Here is a 16,928-nt window from a genome sequence, read left to right as displayed (position 1 = left end):
GGGGGCGGTGTGCGGGGGGCGCGCCCCCGGCCTGCCCCCGGGGGGGGCCTGGGGGGGGGGGGTCCCGCCGCCCCCCCCCCCGACGCAGGCCCAGCGCGCAGAGCGGGGCCGCCGCCAGGGGTCCTGGTGACGCGTCGTCTCGGTCCTCCGGCTCGGCCGAAGCCGGGGTGGCGGCATGCGCGCGACGCGCGCGCCACCGCTGTGCGGTTATGTTAGAACCCGTCGGACCGTGTTGGACAGCAAGGGGTGCCGGGGGTCCGGCTTCGGCCGGAGTTCGCCCGGTCGGGACCGGAACCCGTCGGTCCCGGTCTCCGCTCCGGCTCGACCGCGTTGCTCCCGTCGCGGGTACGCCCGTGACTCCCGGCCGTCCGCGCAGTTGGACCGGGCATGAAGAAGCGCAGCATGCTCGCCATCGCCAGCCTGGCCACCGGATTCGTCGTGGCCGCCGTCACGCCCTCCCACGCGGCCGACGAACGCCCCCTGGGTGACCTGAACGTCTCGGACTCCCTGGAGCACGTCGACCACTTCGTCAGTCAGGACAGCTTCCGGACCGACCGGAACGTCCTGGGCCAGGAGTAGGCCCCGGCGCGGGCGGCCCACGTGCCGGTGTTCCGGGCGGCGGACACCGGCACTCCGTTTGCGCGCCCTCAACGGGAACTGGTTTCCGTGGCAGTGTGGAGCGGGCAAGCCACAGGGGGCCAACAGCAGAGGGGGAGTCCGTGATCGTCTGGGTCAACGGCGCGTTCGGTGCGGGTAAGACCACCACCGCACGTGAACTGATCGAACTGATCCCGAACAGCACGCTCTTCGACCCCGAACTCCTCGGTGGGGCACTGACCGACCTGCTGCCGGCCAAGTACCTGGCCGAGGTCGGGGACTTCCAGGATCTGCCGATCTGGCGCCGTCTGGTGATCGACACGGCGGCCGCGATGCTCGCCGAGCTGGGCGGCACCCTGGTGGTGCCGATGACGCTGCTGCGCCAGGAGTACCGCGACGAGATCTTCGGCGGCCTCGCCGCCCGCCGGATCGCGGTCCGGCACCTGTGCCTCACCACGGCCGAAACGATCCTGCGCGAGCGCATAGCCGCGCGGGAGATCCCGCCCGGCCTGCCCGACGGCGAGATACGGATCCGGCAGTGGTCGTACGACCACATCGAGCCCTACCGGGCCGCACTCGCCTCCTGGATCAGCGCCGACGCCCATCTCGTGGACGGCAGCGGGCTCAGTCCCTACGAGACGGCGGTGCGGATCGCGGAGGCGGTGGGCAGGGGCGAAGCGGCGGTATGTGACATAGTGCAGACCCCCGAACCCACCGCCGAGACCGTCGCCGCCGGCGTCCTCCTCTTCGACGAACGGGACCGCTTCCTCCTGGTGGACCCCACCTACAAGGCCGGCTGGGAGTTCCCCGGCGGTGTCGTCGAGCCCGGCGAGGCCCCCGCTCGGGCGGGGGTGCGCGAGGTCGAGGAGGAGACCGGGATACGGCTGGAGGAACTGCCGAGGCTGCTGGTCGTCGACTGGGAACAGCCGGCGCCGCCCCGCTACGGCGGCCTGCGACTGCTCTTCGACGGCGGCCGGCTGGACTCCGCCGAGGCCGGGCGGCTGGTGCTGCCGGGCCCGGAGCTGCGGGGCTGGCGGTTCGTCACCGAGCAGGAGGCGGCCGAGCTGCTGCCGCCGGTGCGCTACGAACGGCTGCGCTGGGCACTGCGCGCCCGCGAGCGCGGTGCCGCGCTCTATCTGGAAGCCGGTGTCCCGGTCGGTTGACAATTCCTGATTGGCCGTCAAGTCCTTGCAGCCTTAGTGAAGTTATCGGTGACTTTGGCATTTCCGGGGCGTGTGTAGGGGACTTTGCGCGGGGCGAAGGGTTCCTGGGGGAAAACGAGGGTGAATTGTCGCCGTCCCGGTATGAACAAGAACGTGAAGGAGGCACACAAACGTTCTACCGTCGGTGCGCAGCTCAACTTCCTCGCGGCCGCTGGCCGCCGTGCACAGGCCGGACGACAGCCGGCTGAAGGAGGGACATGCGCGCGCATTCTTCGGCCCTCACAAGGGGACTCGCACTGACCGCCGGGCTGGTCCTGGCGCTCGCCGCCTGCAGCAGCGGGGGAGGCGGCGGGGGCAGCGGCGGCAAGGGCACCTCGGCCGGTCTCACGTCCTGCGCCACCCAGGGCAAGGCCGACACCTGCAACTCCGGCGCCACCAAGGCCGGCGGCACGTTCACCTACGTCATCGAGAAGAACATCCAGCAGTGGAACGTGCAGGACACCAACGGCAACACCTTCGAGAACGCCGAGGCGTTGAGCCCCGTGCTGCCCCAGGTCTTCGTGCCGCAGCCGGACTTCAGCGTCAAGCTCAACACCGACCTGGTGACCTCGGCCACCCAGACGAGCGCCAGTCCGCAGACCCTCGTCTACAAGATCAACCCCAAGGCGTCCTGGAACGACGGCACCCCGATCACCGCCGACGACTTCGTCTACTACTGGCGCACCAACGACGGCAAGGACTGTCCGCCGCCGCCCGCCAGTGACTCCACCCAGACCAAGGGCTGCCTGCCGGAGAGCACCGCCGGCTACGACCGCATCAAGTCGGTCACCGGATCCGACAACGGCAAGACCGTCACCGTCGTGATGGCCAGGCCCTACGCCGACTGGAAGTCCCTGTTCGGCGCGGGCTACCCGTTCTACCCGGCGCACGTCGCCGAGAAGGCCGCCGGTGCCAAGGCGGGCGACGCGGCGCACATGACGGCCGCCCAGATGACCCAGGGCTGGCAGTACTTCCAGAAGAACCCGCCCATCAAGTACGCCACCGCGGGCCCCTACAGGATGACCGAGTGGGTCGACAACGACCACGCCACCTACGAGCCCGACCCGAAGTGGTCCGGCAAGAAGGCCACCCTGCAACGGCTGATCTTCAAGGTCATCTCGGACGCCACCCAGGAGCCGATCGCGCTGCGCAACAACGAGGTCCAGGGCATCTACCCGCAGCCCGAGGTCGACCTCGTCAACCAGGTCAAGGCCATCCCGAACGTCACCTACACCATCGGCAACGGCCTGACCTGGGAGCACTTCGACCTCAACCTGCACAACCCGGTGATCGGCAAGTACCTGGCCCTCAGGCAGGCGATGTTCACGGCCATCAGCGTCAAGGACATCATGGCCAAGACGGTCGCCCAGTTCGATCCCGGCGTGAAGCAGCTCTACAACCACAACTTCGTCCCGGGAACCGCCGGTTACAAAGACGTGGTCAGCGCCGGCGGCCAGGGCTCGGGTGACCTCGCCAAGGCCAAGAAGTATCTCACCGACGCCAAGTTCACCGGAGTGGGCACCGCCCTGAAGACCCCGGACGGCAAGGCCGTCGGACCCTTCGACTGCCGCTACACCACCGGCAACCAGATCCGGCAGAGCGAGTGCCAGATCCTGCAGAGCGACCTCGCCAACCTCGGGATCAAGGTCACGATCAAGCCGATCGGCGCCGCCGACCTCGGCACGGTCCTGGCCGGCCACCAGTACGACATCATCGTCTTCGCCTGGGTCGCCTCACCGTTCGCGATCAGCGGCGCCCAGCAGCTGTGGACGACCGGGGCCGGCGGCAACTACGGCGGCTACAGCAACAAGCAGGTCGACTCCCTGATCAGCACGGCCATCGGCGAGACGGACCAGACCAAGGCCGCCGCCCTGCTCAACCAGGCCGACCAGATCATGGTCAACGACGCCTACGTGCTGCCGCTCTACCAGAAGCCCACCTTCCTCGCGGTGCAGACCCGGTTCGTCAACATGCGCAACAACTCCACCAACGTCGGACCGCCGTACAACGTCGGCGAGTGGGGCCTCAAGAAGTAGCCCCCGCGACCGGCCGGACCGATTCCCGGCCCCGGAAGACCCCGGGGCCGGGCCTCCCGCGAGAGAAGACCGCATGCTCGCCTACACCGTGCGCCGCATCCTCGTCTCCCTGCCCGTCCTGATCGTCTCGACGTTCATCGTCTTCCTGGTCGTCGTCAACTCCGGTGATCCGGTGGTTAACTTCGCCACCTCCCGGCAACCGCCGCCCAGCAAGGCCGCCGTGACCGCCTTCGCCCGCCACATCCACGCCGACCAACCGGTCGTGGAACGCTACTGGAACTGGATCACCGGCGTCCTGCACGGCGACTGGGGCCCGTCCGTCCAGTCCAACCTGGACATCGGCCACGACCTGTTCACCCGCTTCCGGGTCACCGTCACCCTGGTCGCCGCCGCCATGCTGCTCGCCCTCGTGATGGCGATCGTCTTCGGCGTGTTCAGCGCGATCCGCCAGTACAGCGTCGCCGACTACACCATCACCTTCCTCGGCTTCCTGTTCCTCGCCATGCCCGTGTTCTGGTTCGCGGTCCTGCTCAAGCAGGCGGGAATCTGGTTCAACCAGGAGACCGGCAGCCAGTTCCTCGGCACCATCGGCGAGAAGTCGCCGTACCTCGACGTCGACACCACCTGGAACGAGTTCACCGACCGCATCGGCCACCTCGTCCTGCCCACCATCACCCTTGCCCTGGTCTCCTTCGCCTCCTGGACCCGCTACACCCGTGCCGCCATGCTCGAAGTACTGGACAGCGACTACGTGCGGCTCGCCCGCGCCAAGGGGCTGCGCCGCGGCCGGGTGCTCACCCGGCACGCCCTGCGCACCGCGCTGATCCCGCTCGCCACCGTCACCGCCCTCGACATCGCGATCATCCTCGGCGGCGCGGTCATCACCGAGACGATCTTCCAGTGGCACGGCATGGGCGAGATGCTCGTCCAGGCCGCCACCACCCTCGACGTCTACCGGACCATGGCCTGGCTGCTGCTGTCCGCCGTCGTCGTCATCGTCTTCAACCTCTTCGCCGACCTTCTGTACGCCGTACTCGACCCGAGGATCCGCTATGACTGACATCGGGGCGGTCGGGCCGGCCGGCACCCGGACGCCGAGCGGCGACGACCACGAGTTCACCGTCGTGCAGCGCAGCCAGACCCGACTCGTGCTGCGCCGCTTCCTGCGCCACCGGGCCGCGATGATCAGCCTGGCCGTCTTCGTGCTGATCGTGCTGTGGGCCTTCGTCGGCCCGCACTTCTGGCACTACTCGTACGCCAAGTACACGCCCGACAACTCCCAACCGCCCTCCTGGAAGCACCCCTTCGGCACCGACTCCTCGGGGTACGACGCCTACGCGCAGGTGATGCGCGGCACCCAGACCTCCCTGAAGATCGCCATCCTGATCGCCTTGGGCTCGACGCTGGTCGGCGCCGTGTGGGGGGCCGTCGCCGGCTTCTACCGGGGGTTCGTCGACGCGCTCATGATGCGCATCGCCGATCTCGTGCTGACCCTCCCGCTGTTCGCGATCGCGCTGGTCATCTCCTCGCGCAGCGGCGGTTCCTGGTACTGGATCGCCGTGGTGATCGCCGGACTCACCTGGGCCTACGTCTCCCGGGTGGTGCGCTCGTCCGTACTGTCCCTGCGCGAGAAGGAGTTCGTGGAGGCCGCCCGCGCGCTCGGCGCCTCGGACACCCGGATCATCTTCCGGCACCTGCTGCCCAACGCGCTCGGCCCGATCATCGTGAACGCCACCATCCTGGTCGCCACCGGCATCCTCACCGAGACCGCCCTGTCCTTCCTCGGGTTCGGCGTCCAACCGCCCGACACCTCCCTCGGGTTGCTGGTCGCCCAGGCCCAGACCGCGGTCGACACCAGGCCCTGGCTCTTCTACATCCCCGGCGCCTTCATCATCGCCATCGCCCTCACCATCAACTTCATCGGCGACGGGCTGCGCGACGCCTTCGACCCCCGGCAGCAAAGGGTGCGACAGTGACCGACACCGGCAACCGCATGGGTACCGACAGGGTGGTGGGCAAGGGCGAGGAGTCCGGCGCCGTCCTCGAAGTCGAGGACCTCAGCGTGGAGTTCCCCACCGAGGACGGGACCGTACGGGCGGTGCGCGGCGTCGGCTACCGGCTGGCGCGGGGCGAGGCTCTGGGCATCGTCGGCGAGTCCGGCTCCGGCAAGTCCGTCACCGCGCTCGCCGTGATGGGGCTGCTGCCCGGCACGGCCCGGGTGCGCGGCTCGGTCCGGTTCGAGGGCACGGAACTCCTCGGCATGTCCGACGGCCGCCTCTCCGACGTCCGGGGCAGCGGCATCGCCATGGTCTTCCAGGACCCGATGACCTCCCTCAACCCCGTCTACACCGTCGGGTACCAGATCGCCGAGACCCTGCTCCGGCACAACCCGAGGCTCGGTAAACGCCCCGCCCGTGCGCGCGCGGTCGAACTCCTCGGCACGGTCGGCATCCCGAGCCCCGAACGGCGCGTGGACAGCTACCCGCACGAACTCTCCGGCGGCATGCGCCAGCGCGTCGTCATCGCCATCGCGATCGCCAACGACCCGGACGTGATCATCGCCGACGAGCCCACCACCGCCCTCGACGTCACCGTGCAGGCGCAGATCCTGGAGGCCCTTGAGGCCGCCCGCGCCGAGACCGGCGCCGCCCTCGTCCTGATCACCCACGACCTCGGTGTGGTCGCCGGGCACACCGACCGGGTCGCCGTCATGTACGCCGGGCGGATCGTGGAGACCGGCTCCGTCGAGGACATCTTCTACACCCCGCGCATGCCCTACACCCTGGGCCTGCTCGGCTCCCTGCCCCGCCTCGACCGCGAGGAGGACCGGCTGACCCCCATCACCGGCTCCCCGCCCTCACTGCTCGACCTGCCCCCGGGCTGCCCCTTCGCGCCCCGCTGCCCGATGCGCCGGGAGCCCTGCGACAGCACCGAACCCGCCCTGCGCCCCGCCGGCTCCGAAGCCCACCGCAGCGCCTGCCACTTCGCCGACGAACTCGTCGGCACGGCGGCCGGCGAGGTCTTCGACGCCGTCGGCGCCGACACCGAGGCCCTGGCCCGGTTCGCCGACCTGGAGGACGATGCCCGATGACCGATCCGCTGCCCCCGCTGCCCGGCCACGGCGGCACCGGCGACCCCGTCCTCCAGGTCCGCGACCTCGTCAAGCACTTCCCGGTGATGTCGCGGGGCGTGGTCCGCCGCCGGGTCGGCGACGTGCATGCCGTCTGCGGGGTCTCCTTCGACCTGTACCCGAACGAGACACTCGGCCTGGTCGGCGAGTCCGGCTCCGGCAAGACCACCGTCTCCCGGACGCTGCTCAACCTGGAGACGGCCACCTCGGGGACCGTCCACTACCAGAGCCGGCTCCTGACCGACCTGAGCAGGCGTCAGATGCGGCCGCTGCGACGCGAGTTGCAGATCGTCTTCCAGGACCCGTACGCCTCCCTGGACCCCCGGATCTCCGTCCACGAGATCGTCGCCGAACCCCTGCGCATCCACGGGCGCTACGGCCCCGGCGCCCCCGACGAGGTACGCGAACTGCTGCGCCTGGTCGGCCTCAACCCCGAGCACGGCAACCGCTTCGCGCACGAGTTCTCCGGTGGGCAGCGCCAGCGCATCGGCATCGCACGGGCCCTGGCGCTGCGCCCCAAGGTGGTGGTGCTGGACGAGCCGGTCTCGGCGCTGGACGTGTCGATCCAGGCCGGCGTCCTCAACCTGCTGATGGACCTGCAGAGCGAACTGGGCCTGTCCTTCCTGTTCGTGGCGCACGACCTCTCCGTGATGCGCCACGTCGCCCACCGGGTCGCGGTGATGTACCTGGGCCGCCTGGTGGAGATCGCCCCCGCCCGGCAGCTCTTCGCCCGCCCCGCCCACCCCTACACCCAGGCCCTGGTCTCCGCGATCCCGCTGCCCGACCCGCGCAAGGAACGCGCCCGCAGGAGGATCACCGTCCAGGGCGACGTGCCCAGCCCGGTCCGGCCGCCCAGCGGCTGCCGCTTCCGCACCCGATGCCCCAAGTTCGCGGGCCGGCTCACCGACAGCGAGCGCACCGCCTGCGTCGACCAGGTGCCGGAGCTGGTCGACCGGGGCGGCGGCAACCCGGTCGCCTGTCACTACGCGGAGAACGTGCAGCTGCTGTGACCGTCCGGGCCGGGCGACGGCGTCGCTCCGCCGCACCGGCGGCCGGTCAGCCCGCCGCGTAGTTCCGCAGGAACAGCGCCTCCGCCACCGACAGCCGCTCCAGCTCCTCGGGGGACACGCTCTCGTTGACCGCGTGGATCTGCGCCTCCGGCTCGCTCAGGCCGATCAGCAGGATCTCCGCCCGCGGGTACAGCCCGGCGAGGGTGTTGCACAACGGGATGGAGCCGCCCTGACCGGCGTACTGCATCGTCTCGTCCGGGTAGGCGACCGCCATCGCGTCGGCCATCGCCCGGTACGCCGGGCTGGTGGTGTCCGCGCGGAACGGCTGGCCCTGCCCGACCGTCTCGACCCGCACCCGCGCGCCCCACGGCGTGTGCGCCTCCAGATGGGCCTGGAGGAGCTTGGTCGCCTCGGCCGCGTCCACGCCCGGCGGCACCCGGAGGCTGACCAGGGCGCGGGCGCCGGCCTGCACCGACGGGGTGGCGCCGACCACCGGCGGGCAGTCGATGCCGAGGACCGTGACCGCCGGACGGGCCCAGATGCGGTCCGCGACCGACCCGTCGCCGATCAGTCCGACGCCGTCCAGCACCTTCGCGTCCGTACGGAACTGCTCCTCGTCGTACTCCAGTCCCTCCCAGCGGCTCTCGGACGTGAGCCCGTCGACCGTGGTGGAACCGTCCTCGCCGCGCAGCGAGTCCAGGACCCGGATCAGCGCGGCCAGCGCGTCCGGGGCGGCGCCGCCGAACTGGCCCGAGTGCAGATTGCCCCGCAGCGTGTCGATCTCGACGCGGACCATGGTCATGCCCCGCAGCGTCGTGGTCACCGTCGGCAGCCCCAGCCGGAAGTTGCCCGTGTCGCCGATGACGATCGCGTCCGCCGCCAGCAGTTCGGGGTGCTCCTCGGCGTACCGCTCCAGGCCGCCGGTGCCCATCTCCTCCGAGCCCTCGACGATCACCTTGACGCCGACCGGGACGCCGCCGTTCGCCTTGAGCGCGCGCAGTGCCAGCAGATGCATGAGCACGCCGCCCTTGCAGTCGGCGGCACCGCGCCCGTACCAGCGGCCGTCCCGCTCGGTCAGCTCGAACGGCGGGGTGGTCCACGCGGTCTCGTCCAGCGGCGGCTGCACGTCGTAGTGCGCGTACAGCAGGACCGTCTTCGCACCCTCCGGGCCCGGCAGGTAGCCGTACACCGACTGCGTGCCGTCGGGGGTGTCCAGTACGGCGACGTCGGTGAAGCCCTCGGCGCGCAGCGCGTCGGCCACCCAGTTCGCGGCCCCCTCGCTCTCGCTCTTCGGGAACTGGGCGAAGTCGGCCACCGACTTGAACGCCACCAGCTCGGCGAGTTCCGTCCGGGCCCTCGGCAGCAGGGCGGCGACGGTCTCGGCGACCGGATTGGACGACATGGGCACGCTCCTCGTGGGTGCGACGTTGAACTGGTGAGTGGACCGATCCTCCCACAGTGGCCTGCGGCGATCTCCGCCGTAGGATGCGGGGGGACAGGTGACGGGTGTCGGCCCACGGACGGACAGTGCCTGACCCACGGCTACATACGGCTTCATACGGCTTCAAATGGCGTGACACGGCTTCTACGGCTTGATCGGAGCAGCGGACCATCGTGAGCGGCGAGAATTCTTCGGCGGACGACGTGCGGACGGACGACGCGCAGCGGGTGTGGGACGTCGTCGTGGTGGGCGCGGGACCCGCGGGCGCCTCGGCCGCCTACGCGGCGGCGGTCGCGGGACGGCGCGTGCTGTTGCTGGAGAAGGCCGAGCTGCCCCGGTACAAGACCTGCGGCGGCGGCATCATCGGCCCCTCGCGTGACGCGCTGCCGCCCGGCTTCGAGCTGCCCCTGAAGGACCGGGTCCACGCGGTCACCTTCTCCCACAACGGCCGGTTCACCCGCACCCGCCGTTCCAAGCAGATGATGTTCGGGCTGATCAACCGGCCCGAGTTCGACCAGCAGTTGGTCGAGCACGCCCAGAAGGCGGGCGCCGAGCTGCGCACCGGCGCTGCCGTGCAGCGCGTCGAGCAGCACGGCTCGGCGGTCCCGGACCGGCGGACGGTCGCGGTCGTGCTGCAGGGCGGCGAGACCCTGCTGGCCCGCGCCGTGGTCGGCGCCGACGGCAGCGCCAGCCGCATAGGCGCTCACGTCGGGGTGAAGGTCGACCAGGTCGACCTCGGCCTGGAGGCGGAGATCCCGGTGCCCGAGACGGTCGCCGAGGACTGGAGGGGCCGGGTCCTCATCGACTGGGGCCCGATGCCCGGCAGCTACGGCTGGGTCTTCCCCAAGGGCGACACCCTCACGGTGGGGGTGATCTCGGCCCGTGGCGAGGGTGCGGCCACCAAGCGGTACCTGGAGGACTTCATCGCCCGGCTCGGCCTCGCCGGCTTCGAGCCGAGCATCTCCTCGGGCCATCTGACCCGCTGCCGCGCCGACGACTCCCCGCTGTCCCGCGGCCGGGTGCTGGTCTGCGGCGACGCGGCGGGCCTGCTCGAACCGTGGACCCGCGAGGGCATCTCCTTCGCGCTCCGCTCGGGACGGCTCGCGGGGGAGTGGGCGGTGCGGATCGCCGAGGCCCACGACGCCGTCGACACCCGCCGTCAGGCGCTGAACTACGCCTTCGCCGTCAAGGCGGGCCTCGGCGTCGAGATGAGCGTCGGCAAGCGGATGCTCGCGGTGTTCGAGCGTCGGCCCGGACTGTTCCACGCGGCGCTGACCGGGTTCCGGCCGGCCTGGCGGGCGTTCAAGGAGATCACCCAGGGCCGGACCACCCTCGGTGAGCTCATCCGCTCCCACCCGCTGGCCCAGCGCGCCCTCACGGCGTTCGGTCCGGAGCCGGCGGCGAAGGAGCACGCACCGGCCGAGGACGCTTCCGACGACGAGACCGTCACTTCGTGACGGTGACCCGAAAGACGGGGTGGTCGGCGCCGGCCGCGACGAGTTCCTCGTCGGAGGACCTGGCCGTCACCCCGGGGAAGTACTGCTTGACCTCCCAGCCCCATTTCTCCAGGTAGGTCCGCAGCACCGGGAGCTTCTCGGCATCGGGAAGCTCCACCACGGTGAACTCCCGCACCTTCCGCCCCACCCGCAGCTCCCCACCGCCGGCCACGCGCATGTTCCGCACCCACTGGGACTCGCCGCGCGCCGAGACCAGGTACTGACCGCCGTCGTACGTGTGTGGGTTGACCGGGACGCGCTGCATCCGGCCGGTCTTGCGGCCGCGCACGGAGAGCTCCGCACTGCCCGCGAGGCTGATCCCGTGCCGGGCGAGCCAGCCGACGAGGCTGTTCATGCGGACGGCCATCGGATTGGCCTTGACGTAGTACGGCTCGGGCGACGGCTGTGACTGCGGCTCCGGCTGGGACTGCGACGACTGCGACGACGACATGGTGACCCCCACTTGATCTGACTGGGAGAGCAGTGCTCTCGCTTGAGGAACAGTGTGGGGGAGATCGGTGATCCAGCGCAAGAGCACTGCTCTCTTTTTTGAGCGCCGCACTCAAACAAGTGCACTGATCTGAACCGTGTGCACCGCTCTGCGGACATGGCAGACTGCTGTCCATGACCACCCCACAGGGCGCCCGCGCGCGAGCCAGGATGGAAATCACCACGGCCATCAAGGACGAGGCACGCAGACAGCTCGCCGCCGAGGGTGCGGCGAAGCTGTCGCTGCGGGCGGTCGCGCGCGAACTCGGCATGGTCTCCTCCGCGCTCTACCGCTACTTCCCCAGCCGCGACGACCTGCTCACCGCGCTGATCATCGACGCCTACGACTCCCTCGGCGAGGCCGCCGAGACCGCGCACGCCGCCGCTGCCGGTGCCGCTCCGGCCGAGCGCTGGGTCGTGGTGTGCGAGGCGGTGCGCGGGTGGGCGCTGGACCACCCGCACGAGTACGCGCTGATCTACGGCTCCCCGGTGCCCGGTTACTCGGCCCCGGAGACGACCATTCCGCCGGCCGCCCGGGTCGCCCTCGTCCTCATCGGGATCCTGCGCGAGGCGTTCGAGCGGCGGGGTCTGGCCCTAACCCCCGTATCGGCCGAGCTCGCCGCCGAGGCCCGCCGGATGGCCGACGAGCTGGTGCCCGGCCTGCCGCCGGAGGTGGCGGTGGCCATGACCGCGGCGTGGGCCCAGTTGTTCGGGCTGGTGGGGTTCGAGCTGTTCGGCCAGTTCAAGGGCGTCGTGGAGGAACGGGAGCGGTTCTTCCGGCACGCGGCGGCGCAGCTCGCCCACGGGGTCGGGCTGGTGTTCCCCCAGTGACCCTGCTCAGGCCGTCACCTTGTCCAGGAACGCGGCGAGGTTGGTCACGGTGCGCTCGATCTTCTCCTCCAGTGTGAGCGACTCCGGCATGCGCCCGCCCACACCCGCGTCCCGCTTGCCGCGCACGTAGAGCGAACAGGCGAGGTCGCTGCAGAGGTAGGCGCCCACGGAGTTGCCCTGCTGCCCGGCCCTGCCCGCCTTGGCGGCGACCATCAGGGAGACGCCTCCGGTGTGCGTGGTCAGGCAGATCGAGCACATGCTGCGCCGGGTCTGCCAGGAGGAGGGGCTCGGGCAGCGAAGCGCCACCGCGCGTGCGCCGCCCCCGTCCGCTCCGGTCACCAGGTAGGCGCGGTCCGGTGCCTGGGGATCGCGCCATCCGAGGTAGTCCAGGTCGGCCCACGGCCGGTCGGCCAGGTCGTGCGGGACGTGCAGGCGTTTCGCCGCGCCCTTGGTGCAGTTCACGAAGGCGGCCCGGATCTCCGGCTCGGTCAGCTGTCTCATGTGTCGCACGCTAATTTGCCTAAAAGCTATAGGCAAATAAATAATCGGCGAAGGCAGGAGACGGCGGTGAGGAGTCGGCGTGGCGCGCGCGGGGCTGAGTACGGAACGGCTGGTCCGGGCCGGAGCCGAGCTGGCCGACGAGGTCGGCTTCGACCAGGTGACCGTCTCGGCGCTGGCCAGACGGTTCGACGTGAAGGTCGCGAGCCTGTACTCGCACGTCAAGAGCTCCCATGACCTCAAGACGCGGATCGCCCTGCTGGCGCTGGCGGAGCTCGCCGACCGGGCCGCCGACGCACTGGCCGGACGGGCCGGCAAGGACGCGCTGGTCGCGTTCGCCGACGTGTACCGCGACTACGCCCGCGCCCATCCCGGCCGCTACGCGGCGGCCCGGCTCCGCCTCGACCCGGAGACGGCCGCGGCGAGCGCCGGCGTCCGGCACGCCCAGCTGACCCGGGCCGTCCTGCGCGGCTACGACCTGGCCGAACCGGACGAGACGCATGCCGTCCGGATGCTCGGCAGCGTCTTCCACGGCTACGTCGACCTGGAGCTGAGCGGCGGCTTCAGTCACAGCGCCCCCGACAGCCAGCAGTCCTGGACCCGCGTCCTCGACGCCCTCGACACCCTGCTGCGCAACTGGCCCGCACCGACCTGACCCCTTCGCCGAGGACGAGGACGAGGACGGAACACCGACCGAAGACCGAGGGAACGCAGAGGCGATGAACACCGACCCCCGCTGGATCACCACCCCGATCACCGCCGACCTCCTGCGCGGCGCTCTCGACCTGGAGCGCACCGAGCACGGCGTCCTGCCGCACCGGCTGCCGGCCCGGGCCCGCGCCCAGTGCGACGACCCGCAGCTCGCCATGGTCGAGTCCCAGCCCTCCGGCGTACGGCTGGTGTTCCGCTCCCGCGCGACCGCCGTGGAACTGGACGCCCTGCCCACCAAGCGCCGCTACACCGGCGCGCCGGACCGCCCGGACGGCGTCTACGACCTGCTCGTCGACGGCACCCTGGCCGGCCGGGGCAGCATCCTCGGCGGCGCGGTGCAGGTCGTCGACCTGAGCACCGGGACCATGGAGCTGCGCCCCGGACCGGCCGGCACCCTCCGCTTCACCGGACTGCCCGAACGCGAGAAGACCGTCGAGATCTGGCTGCCGCACAACGAGACCACCGAACTGGTCGCGCTGCGCACCGACGCCCCGCTCGCCGTCGTGCCCGACCACGGCCGCAGGGTCTGGCTGCACCACGGCAGTTCCATCAGCCACGGTTCGGACGCCGCGAGCCCCACCGACGTCTGGCCCGCGCGCGCGGCCGTGCTGGCCGGCGTGGAACTGGTCAACCTGGGGCTGGGCGGCAGCGCCCTGCTCGACCCGTTCACCGCCCGCGCCGTCCGGGACACCCCCGCCGACCTGATCAGCCTCAAGCTCGGCATCAACGTCGTCAACACCGACCTGATGCGGCTGCGCGCCTTCGGCCCCGCCGTGCACGGTTTCCTCGACACCGTCCGCGAAGGGCACCCCACCGTCCCGCTGCTGGTCGTGTCGCCGATCCTGTGCCCGATGCACGAGGACACGCCCGGTCCCACCGCCATGGACCTGAGCGCCCTCGGCGAGGGCCGCGTCGCCTTCACGGCCGTGGGCGACCCTGCCGAGCGCGCGAGCGGCAAGCTCACCCTCAACGTCATCCGGGACGAGCTGTCCCGGATCGTCGCCCGGCGTGCCGCCGAGGATCCCCACCTCCACTACCTCGACGGCCGTGCCCTCTACGGCGAGACCGACACCGCCGACCTCCCGCTGCCCGACGGACTCCACCCGGACGCGGCCACCCACCGCCGGATCGGCGAGCGCTTCGCCGCACTGGCCTTCGAGGACGGCGGCGCGTTCGCGGCACCCGGCGGCCACCGCTGATCAGCCCGGGAGACCGCCACCGCGCAAGGGCTCTACTCCCCGGGGAGTACGCGTGATCACCCCGCCGGGCCGACGCCGGCCCGCCCCGGTGGCGTCTAGCGTGGCGGTCATGGACGAGCAGCGGGCACGGGAGCACGGCCCCGCGCGCCGGCGGCACCACGGACCCCCGTGGGGGGATCCGCCCGACGCCGCCGACGGCACCCCTCGCTCCCGTCTGCCGTGGCGCACCACCGTGGCGCTCACCGTCCTCGTCCTGGTGGGCTCGCACGCCGCCGCCCGTGCGCAGCCCCACCGCGAGCCCCTCGACCCCTACGCCCACCTGTTGCTCCTGGGCGCCTGCGGCCTGCTGCTGTGGCGGCACCGGCACCCGGTGCCCGTGGCGTTCGGCACGGCCGCGCTCGCCCTGGTCTACCTCGGCGCCGGCTACCCGTACGGGCCGGTCCTCGCGGCCGTCGCCGTGGCCTGCTTCAGCACGGTCGTCGCCGGGCACCGGCGGGCCGCGTGGGCCGCGCTCGGGATGCTGTGGGCCGGGCATCTGCTGATCGCGCTGTGGCTGTACCGCCGGCTGCCGCCACCCGGCGACACGGGCGCGACCCCCGGCCAGGAGATGATCATCGCCAGCTGGGTGCTGATCATCGTCTCGCTCGCCGAACTGGTCCGCCTGCGGCGCGATCAGTGGGCGCGGGAGCGGGCCGAGCGCGCCCAGGCGGCCGGGCGGCGCGCGGACGAGGAGCGGCTGCGGATGGCACGGGAGCTGCACGACGTCCTGGCGCACAGCATCTCGGTCATCAACGTCCAGGCGGGCATGGGACTCGCGCTGCTCGACACCGACCCCGAGCAGGCCAGGTCCGCGCTCACCACCATCAAGGCGGCCAGCAGGGAGGCCCTCGGCGAGGTGCGTCAGGTGCTCGACACCCTGCGCGCCCCGGGAGACGCGCCCCGCGCCCCGGCGCCCGGTCTCGGGCGGCTGCCGGAACTGGTGGAGCAGGCGGCGGGCGCCGGACTCACCGTCGTGGTGACGGGGAAGCCGCCGCGCCTGCTGCCCGGCGCCGACCTGGCCGCCTTCCGCATCGTGCAGGAGGCCCTCACCAACGTCGTACGGCACTCCGGTTCACGGCACGCGCGCGTGCGGCTCGAACACGGCGGCGGGAAGCTGCGGTTGCGGATCGACGACGACGGACCGGCGACCGGGGCGGAGGCGGGCGGCAGCGGGAACGGGCTGGCCGGGATGCGGGAGCGGGCGGCCGCCCTGGGGGGCACGATCGAGGCGGGAGCGCGTGCCGACGGCGGCTTCCGGGTGCTGGCCGTACTGCCGTCGGACGACCGGGAGGACCGATGATCCGGGTACTGCTCGCCGACGACCAGTCGCTGGTACGGGCCGGTTTCCGGGCGTTGCTCGACGCGCAGCCGGACATCGAGGTGGCCGGTGAGGCGGCGGACGGCGAGGAGGCGCTGCGCAAGGTGCGCGAACTGCGCCCCGACGCCGTCCTGATGGACATCCGCATGCCGCGCCTCGACGGCCTGGCCGCGACCCGCCGGATCACCGGCGCTCCGGACCTGCCGGACGTCAGGGTGGTCATGCTGACGACCTTCGAACTCGACGAGTACGTCTTCGAGGCGATCCGCTCCGGAGCCTCCGGTTTCCTGGTCAAGCACACCGAGCCGGACGAACTGGTGCGGGCGGTCAGGGCGGTGGTGGCCGGGGACGCGCTGCTGTCGCCGGGCGTGACGCGCCGGCTGATCGCGGAGTTCGCGGCCCGCTCCAAGGAGCCGGCCGCCGCCGACGCGCTCGCCCCGCTCACCGAGCGGGAGCGGGAGGTGATGGCCCTGGTCGGGATCGGCCTGTCCAACGAGGAGATCGCGCGGCGCCTGGTCGTCAGCCCGCTCACCGCCAAGACGCATGTCAGCCGCACGATGATCAAACTGGGCGCCCGCGACCGCGCCCAACTGGTCGTCCTGGCCTATGAGTCGGGGCTGGTGCGGCCCGGCTGGCTGGGCTGAGCGGAGCGCTGGAAGCGGACCAGCACGCTGACGACCCGGGCGAAGAACAGCACGGCGGCGAGCACCGTGCCCGCGACGGGCAGCATGCGTTCCGCACCGCGGGGCAGGTCGAACAGCAGCGCGGGGCCGGTCACCGCCCCGAAGGCGACCGCGGCCGCGAACGCCGCGCTGCACAGCGCGTATCCGATCTCCACGGTGATCGCGTCCCGCTCCGCCTGACCGCGGCGTGCCCCCTGTGCCGTCATCCCGGCAGTCTCACAGCCGTGCGCCCGGCGGGGCAACCGGCC

Annotated in this window: 17 protein-coding genes; 13 read left to right on the top strand and 4 right to left on the bottom strand. The window is 71.6% G+C overall.

The genetic code is table 11. The features are described from left to right. The first annotated feature begins 387 nt into the window (after positions 1-387). The 7 genes from AB0M11_RS38910 to AB0M11_RS38880 all read left to right on the top strand — a co-directional run bounded on the left by AB0M11_RS38910 (position 388) and on the right by AB0M11_RS38880 (position 7,975). Positions 388-579 (top strand): hypothetical protein, encoded by a 192-nt coding sequence (locus AB0M11_RS38910; RefSeq protein WP_365713251.1) that lies wholly within the window; start codon positions 388-390, stop codon positions 577-579. 140 nt (positions 580-719) lie between these two features. Then, a complete protein-coding gene (locus AB0M11_RS38905) occupies positions 720-1,760 on the top strand; it encodes an NUDIX domain-containing protein (RefSeq protein ID WP_365713249.1) in 1,041 nt (346 codons plus the stop codon). 257 nt (positions 1,761-2,017) lie between these two features. After that, a complete protein-coding gene (locus AB0M11_RS38900; RefSeq protein ID WP_365713247.1) occupies positions 2,018-3,835 on the top strand; it encodes an ABC transporter family substrate-binding protein in 1,818 nt (605 codons plus the stop codon). 73 nt (positions 3,836-3,908) lie between these two features. Then, positions 3,909-4,895, top strand: coding sequence for an ABC transporter permease (locus tag AB0M11_RS38895; RefSeq protein ID WP_365713245.1), 987 nt, complete (start codon positions 3,909-3,911; stop codon positions 4,893-4,895). Continuing rightward, entirely contained in the window at positions 4,888-5,811 is a 924-nt protein-coding gene (locus AB0M11_RS38890) for an ABC transporter permease (RefSeq protein WP_365713243.1), read from the top strand. The genes AB0M11_RS38895 and AB0M11_RS38890 overlap by 8 nt, the downstream gene beginning before the upstream one ends. A gap of 17 nt (positions 5,812-5,828) precedes the next feature. Then, entirely contained in the window at positions 5,829-6,926 is a 1,098-nt protein-coding gene (locus tag AB0M11_RS38885) for an ABC transporter ATP-binding protein (RefSeq protein ID WP_365713255.1), read from the top strand. Next, entirely contained in the window at positions 6,923-7,975 is a 1,053-nt protein-coding gene (locus AB0M11_RS38880; RefSeq protein WP_365713241.1) for an oligopeptide/dipeptide ABC transporter ATP-binding protein, read from the top strand. Before AB0M11_RS38885 ends, AB0M11_RS38880 begins: the two co-directional genes overlap by 4 nt. Positions 7,976-8,021: 46 nt before the next feature. On the opposite strand, the gene AB0M11_RS38875 is transcribed toward AB0M11_RS38880, so the two are convergent. After that, positions 8,022-9,377 carry a dipeptidase gene (locus tag AB0M11_RS38875; protein WP_365713239.1) on the bottom strand — a complete coding sequence of 452 codons (1,356 nt, stop codon included), beginning with the start codon at positions 9,375-9,377 and terminating at the stop codon, positions 8,022-8,024. Positions 9,378-9,589: 212 nt separating this feature from the next. On the opposite strand from AB0M11_RS38875, the gene AB0M11_RS38870 reads away from it, so the two are divergent. Beyond that, positions 9,590-10,873 carry a geranylgeranyl reductase family protein gene (locus tag AB0M11_RS38870; RefSeq protein ID WP_365713237.1) on the top strand — a complete coding sequence of 428 codons (1,284 nt, stop codon included), beginning with the start codon at positions 9,590-9,592 and terminating at the stop codon, positions 10,871-10,873. On the opposite strand, the gene AB0M11_RS38865 is transcribed toward AB0M11_RS38870, so the two are convergent. Next, the gene (locus AB0M11_RS38865) at positions 10,863-11,363 is read right to left on the bottom strand and encodes a nitroreductase/quinone reductase family protein (protein ID WP_365713235.1); all 501 of its coding nucleotides are present in this window, start codon (positions 11,361-11,363) and stop codon (positions 10,863-10,865) included. The genes AB0M11_RS38870 and AB0M11_RS38865 overlap by 11 nt on opposite strands. 173 nt (positions 11,364-11,536) lie before the next feature. Between AB0M11_RS38865 and AB0M11_RS38860 the strand changes: the two genes are divergently transcribed. Continuing rightward, positions 11,537-12,232, top strand: a complete 696-nt coding sequence (locus tag AB0M11_RS38860) for a TetR/AcrR family transcriptional regulator (RefSeq protein ID WP_365713233.1) — start codon at positions 11,537-11,539, stop codon at positions 12,230-12,232. Between the two features lie 6 nt (positions 12,233-12,238). Here AB0M11_RS38860 and AB0M11_RS38855 read toward each other — a convergent pair whose 3' ends face one another. Then, positions 12,239-12,733 (bottom strand): FBP domain-containing protein, encoded by a 495-nt coding sequence (locus AB0M11_RS38855; RefSeq protein WP_365713231.1) that lies wholly within the window; start codon positions 12,731-12,733, stop codon positions 12,239-12,241. A gap of 79 nt (positions 12,734-12,812) precedes the next feature. On the opposite strand from AB0M11_RS38855, the gene AB0M11_RS38850 reads away from it, so the two are divergent. The 4 genes from AB0M11_RS38850 to AB0M11_RS38835 all read left to right on the top strand — a co-directional run bounded on the left by AB0M11_RS38850 (position 12,813) and on the right by AB0M11_RS38835 (position 16,641). After that, on the top strand, positions 12,813-13,385 hold the full coding sequence (locus AB0M11_RS38850) for a WHG domain-containing protein (RefSeq protein WP_365713229.1): 573 nt from the start codon (positions 12,813-12,815) through the stop codon (positions 13,383-13,385). A gap of 64 nt (positions 13,386-13,449) precedes the next feature. Beyond that, positions 13,450-14,640 carry a GDSL-type esterase/lipase family protein gene (locus AB0M11_RS38845; protein WP_365713227.1) on the top strand — a complete coding sequence of 397 codons (1,191 nt, stop codon included), beginning with the start codon at positions 13,450-13,452 and terminating at the stop codon, positions 14,638-14,640. 109 nt (positions 14,641-14,749) lie between these two features. After that, positions 14,750-15,979, top strand: coding sequence for a sensor histidine kinase (locus tag AB0M11_RS38840; protein ID WP_365713225.1), 1,230 nt, complete (start codon positions 14,750-14,752; stop codon positions 15,977-15,979). Then, positions 15,976-16,641 carry a response regulator transcription factor gene (locus AB0M11_RS38835; RefSeq protein ID WP_365713223.1) on the top strand — a complete coding sequence of 222 codons (666 nt, stop codon included), beginning with the start codon at positions 15,976-15,978 and terminating at the stop codon, positions 16,639-16,641. The genes AB0M11_RS38840 and AB0M11_RS38835 overlap by 4 nt, the downstream gene beginning before the upstream one ends. Here the strand turns inward: AB0M11_RS38835 and AB0M11_RS38830 are convergent. Further along, the gene (locus AB0M11_RS38830) at positions 16,602-16,886 is read right to left on the bottom strand and encodes a DUF6332 family protein (protein ID WP_365713253.1); all 285 of its coding nucleotides are present in this window, start codon (positions 16,884-16,886) and stop codon (positions 16,602-16,604) included. The genes AB0M11_RS38835 and AB0M11_RS38830 overlap by 40 nt on opposite strands. Between the last annotated feature and the right edge of the window lie 42 nt (positions 16,887-16,928).

This window comes from Streptomyces sp. NPDC051987 (assembly GCF_040680735.1).
GTDB lineage: Bacteria > Actinomycetota > Actinomycetes > Streptomycetales > Streptomycetaceae > Streptomyces.
Note: the sequence above shows the minus strand (reverse complement) of the source record. Positions and strands in the feature narration are given on the sequence as shown.